Origin of the sequence: Pantoea sp. RSPAM1 (genome assembly GCF_038816185.1) — a bacterium.
Lineage (GTDB): Bacteria > Pseudomonadota > Gammaproteobacteria > Enterobacterales > Enterobacteriaceae > Pantoea > Pantoea ananatis.
Genome location: NZ_CP046137.1, coordinates 1,163,510 through 1,179,383, shown reverse-complemented (window position 1 = coordinate 1,179,383; position 15,874 = coordinate 1,163,510). Strand labels below are relative to the sequence as shown.

Genomic DNA, 15,874 nt, shown 5'->3' with positions numbered 1-15,874 from the left:
TCCAACAGAAAGGGTTACGCGTAAACCGGCAGGCGCGCACAGATATCCAGTACTTTCTGCTTGGTACGCTCAATGGTGGCTTCGTCGTTGATGTTATCTAACACATCTGCGATCCAACCGGCCAGTTCGCGTACGTCTGCTTCTTTGAAGCCACGGCGCGTAACGGCAGGCGTACCGATTCGAACACCCGAGGTGACAAACGGGCTTTTCGGATCGTTTGGCACGCTGTTTTTGTTTACGGTGATATTCGCGCGGCCCAGTGCGGCATCGGCTTCTTTACCGGTCATGTTTTTGCTGACCAGATCGATCAGGAACAGGTGGTTATAGGTGCCGCCTGATACGATGTTATAGCCACGCGCGATCAGCACTTCTACCATTGCCTTAGCGTTTTTGGCGACCTGCTGCTGGTAGGCCTTGAACTCAGGCTCCATCGCTTCTTTGAAGGCCACGGCTTTACCGGCGATCACGTGCATTAGCGGGCCGCCCTGTCCGCCAGGGAAGACGGCTGAGTTAAGCTTTTTGTACAGCTCTTCATCGCCGCCCTGCGCCAGGATGATACCGCCGCGCGGACCAGCCAGGGTTTTGTGCGTCGTGGAAGTCACGATATGTGCATGGGGAACCGGGTTAGGGTAAACATCGGCAGCAATCAGACCGGCAACGTGCGCCATATCCACAAACAGCCATGCGCCAACGCTGTCAGCAATCTCACGCATTTTAGCCCAGTCGCAAATACCGGAATACGCCGAGAAACCGCCGATGATCATTTTAGGCTTATGAGTCTGTGCCAGCTCAGCCAGTTCGGTATAGTCAATTTTACCGGTTTCGTCGATGCCGTAAGGCACAACGTTGTACAGTTTGCCCGACAGGTTAACCGGTGAACCGTGTGTCAGGTGACCGCCATGTGCCAGATTCATGCCCAGAATGGTATCGCCGGGCTGCAGCAGCGCGGTGAAAACGGCAAAGTTAGCCTGAGAACCAGAATGAGGCTGCACGTTCGCATAGTCAGCGCCAAACAGGGCTTTAGCACGGTCGATAGCCAGTTGTTCAACAATGTCTACGTACTCGCAGCCACCGTAGTAGCGCTTGCCCGGATAGCCTTCGGCATATTTGTTAGTGAGCTGAGAACCTTGCGCCTGCATAACACGCGGGCTGGTGTAGTTTTCAGAAGCAATCAGTTCAATGTGCTCTTCCTGACGCACTTTCTCTTGCTCCATCGCCTGCCACAACTCGGCATCATAATCGGCAATGTTCATTTCACGCTTTAACATCCGCATCTCCTGACTGGCTATCTTTAAATCGGCAATTAACGCCCCTGAAGGCGAAGGCAGACAGTGTAAACCGTTTTATCGGGGTAAGGTAGGGTGAATTCCCTCTTTTTACGCAAACGTTTGGCTCCCGGGACGCCATGCCTTTTTATCCCCTTTTTGCAACGATTGACCGCCAATATCATTTCTTCACGCTGTAAAAGATTTTTTGCGCTTTTGTGGCGAAAACCGGCCAGTTGCTGCCAGTAACATCCAGCATGTGATTTACAGCATGAAAGAAACGATCATAAGATGCATTTTAAATGAAACTTTAAATGAGGTCTTGCCATGCTTGATGCTCAGACCATTGCTACCGTGAAATCATCCCTTCCCGCCCTGGCCGCCTGCGGCCCCGATTTGACTGCGCATTTCTATGACCGCATGCTTAACCAGCATCCTGAACTAAAAAATGTCTTTAACATGAATAATCAGCGTAACGGCGGGCAGCGTGAAGCCCTGTTCAATGCGATCTGTGCCTACGGCGCAAACCTCGAAAACCTGACGGCGATACTGCCGGCTGTCGAAAAAATTGCGCAAAAACACACCAGCCTGAATATCCAGCCCGCGCAGTATGCAATTGTGGGTGAGCATTTACTTGCTACCATCAAAACACTGCTGAATCCCGGTGATGACGTGCTGGCGGCATGGCGACGTGCTTACGGCGTACTGGCGGATGTGTTTATCCAGCGCGAAGAAGCGATTTATCGGGCGTCAGAGCAGCAAAAAGGCGGGTGGCGCGGGACACGGCCGTTTCGCATCAGCGCGATTGAGCAGCAAAGTGCCGTGATTAAGAGCTTTACTTTTGCGCCTGTGGACGGTGGTCCGGTTGCCTCCTTTAAACCCGGTCAGTATCTGACGCTTCACTTGCAGCCTGCAGGTTGTGAATATCATCAAATTCGTCAGTACTCACTTACCACAGGGAGCAACGAGAAAACATACCGTATTGCGGTGAAACAGGCGCCACAGGGAATCCTCTCCGGCTGGCTGCATCAACATGCAGAAGTGGGCAGTGAAGTGCAGTTGGCCGCCCCGCACGGTGATTTTTTTCTGCAGGTGAGCCCGACAACGCCGGTCACGCTTATTTCCGCCGGCGTTGGACAAACCCCAATGCTGGCAATGCTCCATGCGCTGGCTGAACAACGGCATCTCGCGCCCGTCAACTGGCTTCACGCCGCCGAAAATGGCAAACAGCATGCCTTCGCAGACGAAGTGACCACCCTCGGTGCCCTGCTTCCTGATTTTGTACAGCACATCTGGTATCGCGAGCCGGACGAACCCGATGCAGGCCGCTACGATACGCAAGGCATGATGGACCTGGCTACCCTGTCAGCGCGGCTGCGGGATGTGAATACCCACTTTTATCTCTGTGGGTCACTTGGCTTTATGCAATTTATCGTTAAGCGGTTGCATGCGGTCGGCATTTCGGCGGACAGAATTCACTATGAGCTGTTCGATCCACATAAAGCGATATGATCGGCGACTGCAAACGGCGCCCTTGAAGCAGTGGCGCCAGCCGTTCGGTACGCAGTGCTGCATTAACGCGGGTGGGGTAACACTTTGTGCTAAAACAGACAGCTTTTCGCCCCTCCCTTATATCAGGACGGGGCGAGATCCCGACGAATGAAACTTTTCCAACATTGCCGGGATTTCAGCTAAAGATTTTGCATCTAAAGTGAATTAAATCGCTTCTTCGTCTTCTTCACCAGTACGGATACGCACTACGCGGGCAACATCGAAAACAAAGATTTTACCGTCGCCGATTTTTCCGGTTTGTGCGGTGCGCATGATGGTTTCGACGCAGGTATCAACGATATCATCTCCGACAACCATTTCGATTTTCACCTTGGGCAGGAAGTCCACCATGTACTCTGCGCCACGGTAGAGTTCCGTATGGCCTTTCTGGCGACCAAATCCTTTTACTTCGCTCACAGTCATGCCGGTAATGCCGACTTCAGCAAGTGCCTCACGCACGTCATCGAGCTTGAAGGGTTTAATAATTGCGTCGATCTTTTTCATGTCAGATCCTTTCCTCGAGCCCTCCATGGTCAGAGGGATATTAAAGTATAAATGTCGCTGGCAGCGCCACAGACTAGGGGGGCAAAAAATTACTCTTTAAAGTCGCTGGCGTCCAGTTCATGCCGTGACAGCAGCTTATAGAATTCGGTACGGTTACGTCCAGCCAGACGAGCAGCGTTGGTGACATTCCCTTTGGTCATCTGTAGCAGCTTACGCAGATAGTTCAGTTCGAACTGATTCCGTGCTTCAACAAAGGTCGGTAGCGCGCTGTTTTCTCCAGTCAGCGCCTGCTCTACCAGCGCATCACTGATAACAGGCGAGGAGCTGAGTGCGACACACTGCTCGATAACGTTAACCAACTGACGCACGTTACCTGGCCAGCTGGCAGACATCAGGCGCTTCATCGCATCGACGGAGAAGCTGCGGATCTGCGGCTTATGCCGTTCTGCCGTTTGACGCAGCAAATGGTTAGCCAGTAGTGGGATATCTTCGGTACGTTGATGCAGCGCGGGGATTTTCAGGTTCACCACGTTCAGGCGATAAAAGAGATCTTCACGAAACGCGTTCTTTTCCATCGCTTTCGGCAGATCCCGGTGCGTGGCCGAGATAATCCGGACATCAATATCGATATCATTATTGCTGCCCAGCGGCCGGACTTTACGCTCCTGCAGCACGCGCAGTAACTTCACCTGCAGTGCAGGCGGCATATCGCCAATTTCGTCCAGAAACAGCGTGCCGCCTTCCGCGGCTTTAAACAGGCCTTCACGCGCGCTGACCGCACCGGTAAAGGCGCCTTTGGCGTGACCGAACAACTCTGATTCCAGAAGCTGCTCAGGTAAGGCACCGCAGTTAATGGCCACAAACGGCTTTTGCGCACGCGGACTGGCGGCATGGATAGCCTGTGCCAGGACTTCTTTACCGGTGCCGCTTTGTCCGTTAATCAGCACGCTGACGTCTGACTGAGCAACCATGTGTGCCTGTTCAAGTAAGCGCAGCATCTGCGGGCTACGGGTCACTATTGCTTCACGCCAGCGGTCGTCGCTGACTGGCGCTCGCTGCGCCAGGGCTTCGTCTATCGCCTTATACAGTGCATCGCGATCCACGGGCTTGGTCAGGAAGCTGAACACGCCCTGCTGCGTTGCCGCTACGGCTTCCGGGATTGAACCATGCGCCGTTAAAATGATGACCGGTAAACCCGTGTGACGCTTTTGAATTTCAGCAAATAATGCCAGACCGTCCATTTCATCCATGCGCAGATCGCTGATGACCAGCTCAATCTTCTCTTTCTGCAACAGCCGAAGCGCATCGGGCCCACTGGCCGCGGTCGTCACCTGATATCCCTCACTGGTCAGGCGCATGCCTAACAGTTTGAGCAGGCTGGGATCATCATCCACCAAAAGCAGGTGGGCCGCTTGTTTCACCATTACTGATCTTCCTCTTGTGGCAGTGCCGTTCCGTGACTGCCGTCAGGCATATCAGAGGTTTTGCGCGACGAAAGCTGGCGCTCAATATCGGTTAACCGCTCCAGTTTGCGCTGGGTATCACTGAGCTGCTGACGCAGTTTTATCTGTTGTTGACGCAGCGAATCTGACTGGGCATCGCTGCTCTGTTGCAAATGGGCATAGCGTGACCGCATGGCGCTGAGTTCAAGCTGGGCGACCTGATTACTGCGCCAGAGCTGAATTAACGCACGCATAGTGGGGGGGAACTGCTCGCTGTAGCCATCAAGCACGTTGACATAATCGCGGCGTTCCAGTGGCGTCACATTACCGTTTGCCATTAATACCCCTTGCTTAAAGGCTCGCGACCAGCCGTCCACCGGCCAGCGGTGTGCCTCCGCTCGTGCTTCAGCGGGAGAAAGTCGTTCGGCACAGTCTATACTGCGCATCCAGTAAAGGGGATTCGTCATGGCGGCGCTGTTCTCAATACGCCAGATATCGACGCAGCGCGTAGTGAGATAGTCGACCAGCCGTGCTTCGGGCACCACAACGCTGCCCGACGCGGGCTGGGCTGTTGCGGTGACCGGGGATGAGGCACACCCACTGAGGATCATGCTGCTCAGTGCGCTTATCATGAGGGCGGCGAAAAATTTCATGCTTCAGACTTTCCCGGCTGTGGTGTTCAGTTCAATGCGAAAACAAACATCAGCGTCGTCACGGGTAACCAATTGCAGGCTACCGTGCATGCGGCGCAGACAATCCTTTGCGATGCTTAACCCCAGTCCGCTGCCTTTGACCGGCCCTTTACGCTGATGACTGCCCTGAAAAAAAGGTTCAAAAATCATCTCCTGCTCATTTTCGGGAATGGGCGTACCGCTGTTAGCGACATCAATGATTATCCGATCACCTTGCCGCTGGCTGTGCAGCCAAATGTTACCGGATTCATTGCCATAGTTCACGGCGTTAGAGTAGAGGTTGTCAATCACGCTCATCAATAGCATAGGTTCTGCCAGGCAATCTGTGGCTTTCAGATCGATATTGACATGCATAAGCTTGGTTCGGGCTAAGAGTGCATGCGCATTAACAACGTCATACACGATGTCATTCAGATCCACCGTTTCCAGGGTAATCGGGCCATCAGCCAGTTTGCGGTTGTAATCAAGTAGCTGTTCAATAAGGCGTTGCAGGTGGCGACTGCTGTTATCCAGTATTGAGACGATTTCTTTCTGTTCAGGGTTTAGTATGCCCGCAACCTCATCAGCCAGCAGCTCTGTACCTTCACGCAGGCTGGCTAGCGGCGTTTTAAGTTCGTGTGAAAGATGACGTAAAAATTCATGTCGCTGGGTTTCCAGCCAGGCCAGGCGTTCACTTAACCAGATTATACGTTGCCCCAAAGAGCGTAACTCGCGCGGACCACGAAACACCATGCTGCTGCCCAGTTCGCGTCCTTCGCCAAGTCGGTTAATCATCCGCTCTACGCTTTTTACCGGGCCGATGATCATGCGGGTAAACAGCAGGGTTAACGTCAGGCTGATAATAAACAGGATAAGCGCCTGCCAGCCAAAAAACTGACCACGGTCGGCTATTTCACGTTGCAGTTGCAGACCACGTGCAAACACCACTTCTCGCGTATCCTGCACCAGTTGCACGTTTGTCGCAGAAAATTTTTCCAGCGCCTGTGACGCACCGGTCACAGGATTACCATTATCGCACTGCATGGTTTCCAGCTGCGGCAAAATGGCCTGCAACGTTTTAAACGCCGGTAAATCGGGCAGGCTGTCGGCATGGGAACTGAGCATCTGACCATAGCGGATACGCTGCGTCTGATAGAGCTTTGCCAGAGACGGATCGCCCAGCACACAGTACTGGCGATAACTCCGTTCCAGCTCGATAGCAGTGCGTGCCATCGCCTCGCTGCGCCTGACGTCAGTAAAGGTATTTCGGTTGGTGTCGGCAGCCTGATTACTTAACGCTGAGAGACTTTCCCAGGCCTGCCAGGCCAGCACCAACAGCGGCAGGAGCACCAGCAAAAAAGCCATCAGCACCAACTGGCGCAGGGACCCGGGAAATAAACGCCATTTTTTCACGCGACGGCTTCCTTAAAGATACGCTTACCGGATGCTAACGGAGTCAGCCCAGAGAAGGAAGAGGCAGAAAAGAAAACGGCAGGCGCAATGGCCTGCCGTTGACGCACCGCCATAGCAGTACGCGAGAATGGGTGGAGCCTAACTCAACGTTGCGTCCGATGCTTGATAACGATGCAGAACATACGATTATCGGTTGGGTGGACGACAGGCTCCGTTTGGTGCGTCATTCGGATTTTATGAGCTCTGCCCGCTATCGGGTGGCAATCATAAACAGATGAATGAGCAACAGGAATAGTATAGCAAGGTTCATGCCAGCTTTTAAAGCACCTTTACAATCAATAGGTTGAAAACCCATTCAGCTGAATTCGCTCATTTCAGACTGTCTGGTCTGCTAAATGTGTCGCCAGATGCCAACACAATTTTGCCCTTCCCTTTCAATCTATAGAAATCATAAAGATAGATGTCACCAATCGGCGACAACAAAAGGTGACGAATGTCTCCTTTTGCCAACAAAGTGGGGAATAAAAAAGGGAGGCGCTCAGGCCTCCCGGTCTTTTTTCGCCGTTCTTAACCCAATTGTTTCCGTGCATTGCGGAAAATGCGCATCCAGGGGCTGTCTTCGCCCCATTCAGCCGGGTGCCATGAGTTGCTGACCGTGCGGAACACACGCTCTGGATGCGGCATCATAATCGTGACGCGTCCACTTTCATTGGTCACCGCAGTAATACCGTTTGGTGAGCCATTCGGGTTTGCCGGATAGGCTTCCGTCACCTTGCCTGTGTTATCGACATAACGCAGCGCCACCAGCCCTTTCGATTCCAGTGCGGCAAGGTGTGCGCCATCACGCACCTCCACGAAGCCCTCGCCGTGCGATACGGCAATCGGCATACGGGAACCGGCCATGCCATCCAACAGTAACGACGGGCTGGCAGCCACTTCAACCAGGCTGAAGCGTGCTTCAAAACGTTCCGACTGGTTACGGACAAAGCGCGGCCACAACTCACTACCCGGAATCAATTCACGCAGGTTAGACATCATCTGGCAGCCGTTACACACGCCCAGCGCCAGCGTTTGTGGGCGATGGAAGAACGACTCGAACTGATCGCGTACGCGCGGGTTAAACAGAATGGATTTCGCCCAGCCTTCACCCGCGCCCAATACGTCACCGTAGGAGAAACCGCCACAGGCCACCAGCGCCTGGAAAGGTTCCAGATCGATCCGGCCCGCCAGCAGGTCACTCATATGCACGTCAACCGCGGTAAAACCTGCCCGATCAAAGGCGGCCGCCATTTCCACATGCGAGTTAACGCCCTGCTCGCGCAGCACGGCAACGCGAGGACGCGCACCGGTTGCAATCATCGGTGCCGCAACGTCTTCGTCTGGCTTAAAGGTCAGGTTAACGTTCAGTCCGGGATCGGTGTCATCCTGCTTTGCCTGATGTTCCTGATCGGCACAGGCCGGGTTATCACGCAGACGCTGCATCTGCCAGGTGGTTTCTGCCCACCAGGTCCGTAAGGTGGTGCGGCTTTCGCTGTAAACCGCGCTGTCGCCTGAGCGAATCACAAAGCGATCGCCCGACTGTGCGCTGCCCAGCACATGGCTGCAGTGCGCCAGGCCATGTTCAGCAAGAATCTGCTCCACGGCTGCGCGATCCGATGCGTTGATTTGAATCACCGCACCCAGCTCTTCGGTGAACAGCGCAGCCAGTGCATCGCTGCCCAGCGCCGCGATATCGACCTCAATGCCACAGTGACCGGTGAAAGCCATTTCCGCCAGGGTAACCAGCAGTCCGCCGTCTGAGCGGTCATGGTAAGCCAGCAGTTTTTGCTGGCTTACCAGCGCCTGAATGGCAGTAAAGAAGCCAGCCAGCTGCGTTGCATCACGCACATCAGCAGGCTTGTTGCCCAGTTGACGATAAACCTGTGCCAGCGCCGTCGCGCCTAAGGTATTAGCGCCGTTGCCAAGGTCGATTAACAGCAGCAGGTTGTCCCGATCGGCGACCAGCTGTGGCGTCACATTGCGACGCACGTCTTCCACTCTTGCAAAAGCCGTGATCACCAGCGACAGCGGCGAGGTCATTTCGCGCTGTTCGGTGCCTTCCTGCCAGCGGGTTTTCATCGACATAGAGTCTTTACCCACCGGAATGGTGATCCCGAGCGCCGGGCACAGCGCTTCGCCAACGGCTTTTACGGCTTCATACAGGCCCGCATCTTCCCCCGGATGGCCCGCTGCAGACATCCAGTTAGCCGAGAGTTTCACCCGCTTCAACGAACCGATCGGCGTTGCCGCCAGGTTAGTCAGTGCTTCACCTACGGCCAGACGGGCCGAGGCGGCGAAGTCCAGCAGTGCGACAGGCGCACGCTCGCCCAGCGCGAAGGCTTCGCCATGGTAGCTGTCAAGGCTGGCCGTCGTAACGGCGCAGTTGGCAACCGGGATCTGCCAAGGGCCCACCATCTGATCGCGCGCCACCATGCCGGTTACGCTGCGATCGCCGATGGTGATCAGGAAGGTTTTTTCCGCTACGGTTGGCAAGTGCAGCACGCGATTTACCGCGTCCGTCAGCGTAATGCCATCGCGCTGCAGGGCATCGCCCTTCGCCTGCAGTTTCACCACATCGCGCGTCATTTTCGGGGTTTTGCCCAGCAGGACGTCCAGCGGCATATCAATCGGGCTGTTATCAAAGTGGCTGTCGTTCAGGGTCAGGTGCTGCTCTTCGGTGGCTTCACCAATCACGGCAAAAGGCGCGCGCTCACGTTCGCAAATCGCGGCAAATTCGGCCAGCTTTTCAGGAGCAACGGCCATCACATAGCGCTCTTGTGACTCGTTACACCAGACTTCAAGCGGGCTCATTCCCGGTTCATCACTCAGGATGTCGCGCAGGTTGAAGCGACCGCCACGTCCACCGTCGCTGACCAGTTCCGGCATGGCGTTGGACAGGCCGCCCGCGCCCACATCGTGGATAAACAGAATCGGGTTGTCATCGCCCCGTTGCCAGCAACGGTCAATAACTTCCTGGCAGCGACGCTCCATTTCAGGGTTGTCACGCTGCACCGAGGCAAAGTCGAGATCCGCATCGGACTGGCCTGATGCCATGGATGATGCCGCACCGCCGCCCAGGCCGATATTCATCGCCGGCCCGCCCAGCACGACCAGTTTGGCCCCGACGGTGATTTCACCTTTCTGAACGTGGTCCGCACGAATGTTTCCGATGCCGCCCGCCAGCATAATGGGCTTATGGTAGCCGCGCAGCTCAGTACCGTTGTGGCTGTTAACCTGCTCTTCATAGGTCCGGAAGTAACCGTTTAGGGCCGGACGACCAAATTCGTTGTTAAAGGCTGCGCCGCCCAGTGGGCCTTCGGTCATAATATCCAGCGCGCTGACGATGCGCGCTGGCTTGCCAAAATCTTCCTCCCAGGGCTGTTCAAAGCCGGGGATGCGCAGGTTCGACACCGAGAACCCCACTAGGCCAGCTTTCGGCTTGGCACCGCGTCCCGTCGCGCCTTCATCACGAATTTCACCGCCGGAGCCGGTTGCCGCGCCAGGCCAGGGCGAAATCGCGGTTGGGTGGTTGTGCGTTTCAACCTTCATCAGAATATGCGCCGCTTCCTGGTGGTACGCATATTCACCTTTTTCAGCATCCGCGAAGAAGCGTCCCACCTCAGAACCTTCCATCACTGCCGCATTGTCTTTATAGGCTGACAGAACATAATCCGGCGTTTGCTCAAAGGTGTTCTTAATCATTTTGAACAGCGATTTTGGCTGTTTTTCGCCGTCGATAATCCAGTCAGCGTTAAAAATCTTGTGACGACAGTGCTCGGAGTTCGCCTGGGCAAACATATAAAGTTCGATGTCGTTAGGGTTACGGCCCAGCTTCGTAAAGGCCGCCAGCAGGTAGTCAATTTCGTCGTCGGCCAGTGCCAGACCCAACGAGGTATTGGCCTGAACCAGCGCCTGACGGCCCTCACCCAGCACATCAACGCTTTTGACCGGCTGAGGTTCATGGTGAGTAAACAGCTGCTCAGCCTCGCTGAAATCGCTGTAAACCGTCTCCATCATACGGTCGTGCAGCAGTGCGGACAGCGTTTGCCATTGGCTTTCAGAAAGCTGAGGTGCCTGGACATAAAAGGCCATGCCTCGCTCCAGACGACGCACCTGCGACAGATCGCAGTTATGCGCAATGTCCGTGGCTTTTGATGACCATGGCGATATCGTACCAGGACGTGGCGTGACCAGAATTAAACGCCCTTGTGGCGCATGTTCAGCGAGAGAAGGACCGTACTTGAGCAGGCGCTGCAGACGGGATTTTTCATCCTCACTCAGCGGCGCGCTGACATCGGCAAAATGGACGTACTCAGCGTAAATATCACTCACCGGCAGATGAGCGTCCTGAAAGCGGGCCAGCAATTTGTTTACACGAAATGCCGACAGGGCGGGCGAACCACGCAGAATTTCCATCATAAGATCTCTCGTCTTCGAAGCGCCGGGCGACGCTTCATTGGGCGCAACAGGGGAAAACGGGGCGTATTATAAAGAAACCCACTCCGCGACGAAACCGTTTGCGCAAAATTTATGGCCACCAAGATTTGCCTGAAATTTGCGCAAAAACTGCTTTATAAGTTGCTCTGCCGGTGTTTGTTGCGCAAAATGCCCCTCGCTCTGGGAGTTAAAACAAGATCAATACTGCCTTAAAAGACAGAGGCCTTGGAGCCATCGAGAGATAACTATTTGAAACGCCTAAAATTTAATTATCTGGTTATCGGTCTGCTTACCGTGCTGCTGGCTCTGGCACTGTGGCCGTCTATTCCCTGGTACGGGGGAGGACAAGATACGATTTCACAGATTAAATCACGGGGAGTGCTACGCGTCAGTACCGTAAACTCACCGTTGACTTACTACACCGTAAATAAAGCACCGGCCGGGATGGACTACGAGCTGGCGAAGCGTTTTGCCGATTATCTGGGCGTTAAGCTTGATATCACAGTGCGCGCCAACCTCAGCGAGCTGTTCGATGCGCTCGACGACGGCAAAGCGGATCTGCTGGCGGCAGGTCTGATTTATAACGATGAGCGTTTGTCACGTTATCAGATCGGCCCGGGCTACTACAGCGTTTCGCAGCAGCTGGTCTATCGCGTTGACAAACCGCGGCCAAAAAACCTGGGTGACTTAAAGGGGCGGCTGGTTGTTGCCTCTGGATCGGCTTATCTGTCGACGCTTAAAACCGCCCGGGCGGATCACTATCCCGATCTCGACTGGGCCATCTCGACCGATCAAAGTCCGAAAGCCCTGCTGGAAGCCGTGGCTGAGGGCAAGCTGGATTACACGATTGGCGATTCCGTGACGATTGCCCTGCTTCAGCGCATTCATCCCCAACTGGCCGTGGCTTTCGACGTCACCGATGAAGAACCGGTAACGTGGTATTTACCGCACGAAAGCGATGACAGCCTGAACGCCGCCATGCTGGATTTCTTTAACAGCATGGGAGAAGAAGGGGCGATGGCAAGACTTGAAGAGAAATATCTTGGTCACGTCGGCACCTTCGACTACGTGGATACCCGCACCTTCCTGCGTTCCATTGATAACGTGCTGCCCGATATCAAACCCCTGTTTGAAAAGTACGCCAAAAATATCGACTGGCGGCTGCTGGCGGCGATTTCCTATCAGGAGTCGCACTGGAATCCGCAGGCGACGTCGCCTACCGGCGTCCGCGGCATGATGATGTTAACGCGAAATACCGCTGACAGCGTTGACGTAGGTGACCGTACCGATCCTGAGCAGAGCATCCGTGGCGGCAGCGAGTATCTGCAAAACATGATGGAAAAGGTGCCACAAACAATTCCGGAAGATGAGCGTATCTGGTTTGCCCTGGCGGCCTATAACATGGGCTATGCGCATATGCTGGATGTGCGTAAGCTCACGGCTAAACAGGGTGGAAATCCCGACAGCTGGGCAGATGTCAAACTGCGGCTACCCATGTTGAGCCAGAAGCGCTACTACTCACAAACCACCTATGGCTATGCACGCGGTCAGGAAGCCTATAATTACGTAGAGAATATCCGCAAATATGAAATTAGCCTGGTGGGCTATTTGCAGGAGCAGGAAAAACGCATTGCCCAACAGGCGGCTCTGGAGGCAGAGCTGGGCAAAGGTTATCCTGCCGTCACGCCTGAGGTGGCAATGAATTAACTTTCGCGCTGCGCCTGACGCAGCGCTTTTTGTTGCTGGCGGCGCATGCGGAAAAAGCCGCTCAGCATTGCCGCGCACTCCTCTTCCAGCACCCCCTGATGCAGCGCCACCTGATGATTCATTCCCGGATGCCCCAGAATATCAATCAGTGAGCCGGCTGCGCCGGTTTTTACATCGTGCGCGCCATAAACCAGACGGCCAATGCGACTGTGCACCATCGCGCCCGCACACATAATGCAGGGCTCCAGCGTGACGTAAAGCGTGGTATTGAGCAGGCGATAATTCTCCAGCACTTTCCCGCCCTGACGTAAGGCCATGATCTCCGCATGGGCGGTAGGATCGTGCTGCCCGATAGGCCGGTTCCAGCCCTCGCCTATCACCCGATCGCCCTGAACCAGCACCGCACCGACCGGCACCTCGCCCTGCTCCCATGCGCGCTGCGCCAGCGTAAGCGCCCGGCGCATCCAGTATTCATCTTGTTCTTGAGTCACGCAGACCACTCCCGGCAGCAAAAAAGCGGCGCATTATAACCATCGAATCCGTAAAACCGAAGCGTGGCAGCGGTTATTCCAGCTGTTGTAATTCGCCACCCGGGGTGACGCGCCAGCGGTGCTGGCAGAAGAACAGCAGCGGGTTATCCTGTTTGCTGTCGCTGTAACCGCTATACAGCTGTAACGGCGTGCCGATTTGCTCTTCAAGCTGCACCACTTTTTCATGGCCGAGACAGCGCATTTTCAATATGCGTCCGCCTAAACCGGGCTGCATCTGGCTGGCGATGAGCTTCACCCGGGGGAGAAATGCGGAGTCGTAATAGACCTGCTCCACCAGCGACTGCGGTGAGCCCGTAATCAGCCATACATCGGCGTCATCGCTACTCAGGTATTCACTGAGTCTTTTCTGCACCACGGGAAAGGCTCTAACGCGTTGTCGAAACCATTGCGCGAATTCGGCCTCCAGCTGCAGCAGTGTTGCTTCAGAGCGGCCAAAGGTGATCGACCACAGCAGCAAACTCATCGGCCAGCGCGCGGCGCGTCCCTTAAACAGTAAACCTGCGCCCACAACCGGCAGCAACGGCACCACCAGCAGCAGATTAAGCGGCCTGCGGCGCAGCAGATAGCGCATGAACGTGCCAAACATGTCCTGTTGGTGCAATGTGCCATCAAGGTCGAAAAACACCACGCGACGTTGTATATCGTTGGTCAAACAACACTCCTTTTTACCTAATTGGCATCAACAGCCTCTATTGTAGTCATCTTCGTGCAACGAGGCGATGGCTGTCATTTTTTATTCCAGTGACTACAATGCGCATAGAATCATTTATTCCATGCGGAACATCCGCTAAATCATAAGGATTGAGCATGAGTTCATTGCTGCGCATTCGCCAGCTTTATCCCTCTCTGGCGCTGAACGAGCGTCGGCTGGCGGATTTTTTACTGTCACAACCGGATCGGGCACGGCATCTGAGTTCACAAAAGCTGGCGGAAGAATCCGGGGTCAGCCAGTCGAGCGTGGTTAAATTCGCACAAAAACTGGGATACAAAGGCTTTCCGGCACTTAAGCTGGCGCTGAGTGAATCGCTGGCAGATAAAGATGCCATCACCGTGCACAACCAGATCCTGAGCGACGATCCGCTCAAAGCCGTGGGTGAAAAGTTACTTACGGAGAAGCTCTCTGCGATTCGCGCCACGCTGGATATCAACAGTGAAGAGAAATTAAACGCCGTCCTGCAGTTACTCAAGCGCGCACGCCGCATTTTGCTGGTCGGCATTGGCGCTTCCGGCCTGGTGGCAAAGGATTTTTCATGGAAGCTGATGAAAATTGGTATTAATGCGGTGGCGGAACAGGATATGCACGCGCTGCTGGCCAGTGTTCAGGCTATGTCATCTGGCGATGTACTGCTGGCAATCTCCTACACCGGCGAACGACGTGAAATCAACCTGGCCGCGCAGGAAGCCGTTCGCGTAGGGGCGGATGTGCTGGCCTTTACCGGCTTTACGCCTAACACATTGCAGCAGTGCGCCACCCATTGCCTGTACACCGTAGCAGAAGAGCAGAGCACGCGCAGCGCCGCCATCTCATCTACCACCGCGCAGCTGGCGTTAACGGATCTGCTGTTTATGGCCCTGGTGCAGAACGATCCAGAGCGAGCATCCAGCCATATTCGTCACAGCGAAGCGCTGGTTAAGAAGCTGATCTAGGCAGAAAGCTCAAGGCATATACTTTGTCGAGACCATAACGAAAGAAGCCAGCATTCGCGCTGGCTTCTCAGAGAATTATAACGGTTAACCGGTATATGAACGGATTAGCTACCGCTGATGTCTTGCGTCGAAATAGGCAAGTACTGGCTCATACCGGTGCTGGCAGAATCCACAGCAGCCTTGTTTTTAGCAACCAGATAGAAGGTGTCAGCATAAGAATGCGGAGCGTGATCGGCGGAATAAAGCGCGAATTTTACGACTTTCTTTCCACCCTCATACTTACATTCCATGTCCCAGCTAATAGTCGAGCCAGGTGTCGCTTTACATTTTCCCTTTCCATAGGTGTATTGCAGGAAATTATTCGTTTTATTTTCTGCCGACGCAACGAAATCTGGTCGAGATCCGCCCGCTGACAGGCTTCCGTAAGCGGTTGTTGCGGCAAGAAGAGCTACGCCCACTACCAAAAAAATTCTTTTTTTCACCTGACACAATCCATCGATATTGTTGATGAATGGATATTATCGGAAAAATCTTAAGCGCGCATCTGATCTTCGCATTTTCTATGACAAAATATTTCTATTGCGCATTTTCCCTGCTAAATCCTTACAAAGGGCGGACAGGATGACGTGAGACACTTTTAACGCCTT

The 15,874-nt window shown here is 54.4% G+C and carries 12 protein-coding genes; 3 read left to right on the top strand and 9 right to left on the bottom strand.

The window, feature by feature from the left end; all coding sequences use genetic code 11:
* Positions 1 to 14: 14 nt before the first annotated feature.
* Positions 15 to 1,268 carry a serine hydroxymethyltransferase gene (gene glyA / locus GKC68_RS06175; protein WP_015699732.1) on the bottom strand — a complete coding sequence of 418 codons (1,254 nt, stop codon included), beginning with the start codon at positions 1,266 to 1,268 and terminating at the stop codon, positions 15 to 17.
* Between the two features lie 324 nt (positions 1,269 to 1,592).
* On the opposite strand from glyA, the gene hmpA reads away from it, so the two are divergent.
* On the top strand, positions 1,593 to 2,777 hold the full coding sequence (gene hmpA / locus GKC68_RS06170) for an NO-inducible flavohemoprotein (RefSeq protein WP_342656678.1): 1,185 nt from the start codon (positions 1,593 to 1,595) through the stop codon (positions 2,775 to 2,777).
* Between the two features lie 204 nt (positions 2,778 to 2,981).
* Here the strand turns inward: hmpA and glnB are convergent, their stop codons facing one another.
* From glnB to purL, 5 genes are all read right to left on the bottom strand, one after another.
* Positions 2,982 to 3,320, bottom strand: a complete 339-nt coding sequence (gene glnB, locus GKC68_RS06165; RefSeq protein ID WP_003848647.1) for a nitrogen regulatory protein P-II — start codon at positions 3,318 to 3,320, stop codon at positions 2,982 to 2,984.
* Positions 3,321 to 3,409: 89 nt separating this feature from the next.
* Complete coding sequence (glrR, locus tag GKC68_RS06160; protein ID WP_058706575.1) at positions 3,410 to 4,744, bottom strand: two-component system response regulator GlrR; 1,335 nt, start codon at positions 4,742 to 4,744, stop codon at positions 3,410 to 3,412.
* Complete coding sequence (gene qseG, locus GKC68_RS06155; protein WP_058706574.1) at positions 4,744 to 5,415, bottom strand: two-component system QseEF-associated lipoprotein QseG; 672 nt, start codon at positions 5,413 to 5,415, stop codon at positions 4,744 to 4,746. Before qseG ends, glrR begins: the two co-directional genes overlap by 1 nt.
* A gap of 3 nt (positions 5,416 to 5,418) precedes the next feature.
* A complete protein-coding gene (locus GKC68_RS06150; RefSeq protein ID WP_342656677.1) occupies positions 5,419 to 6,846 on the bottom strand; it encodes a HAMP domain-containing sensor histidine kinase in 1,428 nt (475 codons plus the stop codon).
* 567 nt (positions 6,847 to 7,413) lie between these two features.
* Complete coding sequence (gene purL / locus GKC68_RS06145; protein ID WP_342656676.1) at positions 7,414 to 11,304, bottom strand: phosphoribosylformylglycinamidine synthase; 3,891 nt, start codon at positions 11,302 to 11,304, stop codon at positions 7,414 to 7,416.
* A gap of 267 nt (positions 11,305 to 11,571) precedes the next feature.
* Between purL and mltF the strand changes: the two genes are divergently transcribed.
* On the top strand, positions 11,572 to 13,029 hold the full coding sequence (gene mltF / locus GKC68_RS06140; protein WP_058706572.1) for a membrane-bound lytic murein transglycosylase MltF: 1,458 nt from the start codon (positions 11,572 to 11,574) through the stop codon (positions 13,027 to 13,029).
* On the opposite strand, the gene tadA is transcribed toward mltF, so the two are convergent.
* Both tadA and yfhb read right to left on the bottom strand, forming a co-directional pair.
* Positions 13,026 to 13,520 (bottom strand): tRNA adenosine(34) deaminase TadA, encoded by a 495-nt coding sequence (tadA, locus tag GKC68_RS06135; RefSeq protein WP_311092664.1) that lies wholly within the window; start codon positions 13,518 to 13,520, stop codon positions 13,026 to 13,028. The two genes, mltF and tadA, sit on opposite strands and share 4 nt — an antisense overlap.
* A gap of 73 nt (positions 13,521 to 13,593) precedes the next feature.
* Complete coding sequence (yfhb, locus tag GKC68_RS06130) at positions 13,594 to 14,232, bottom strand: phosphatidylglycerophosphatase C (protein ID WP_311092663.1); 639 nt, start codon at positions 14,230 to 14,232, stop codon at positions 13,594 to 13,596.
* A 155-nt stretch (positions 14,233 to 14,387) separates the two neighbouring features.
* Between yfhb and GKC68_RS06125 the strand changes: the two genes are divergently transcribed.
* Positions 14,388 to 15,227: a MurR/RpiR family transcriptional regulator gene (locus GKC68_RS06125; protein WP_014594334.1), complete on the top strand. Its 840-nt coding sequence runs from the start codon at positions 14,388 to 14,390 to the stop codon at positions 15,225 to 15,227.
* A gap of 104 nt (positions 15,228 to 15,331) precedes the next feature.
* Here the strand turns inward: GKC68_RS06125 and GKC68_RS06120 are convergent, their stop codons facing one another.
* Entirely contained in the window at positions 15,332 to 15,709 is a 378-nt protein-coding gene (locus GKC68_RS06120; RefSeq protein WP_047715392.1) for a hypothetical protein, read from the bottom strand.
* Between the last annotated feature and the right edge of the window lie 165 nt (positions 15,710 to 15,874).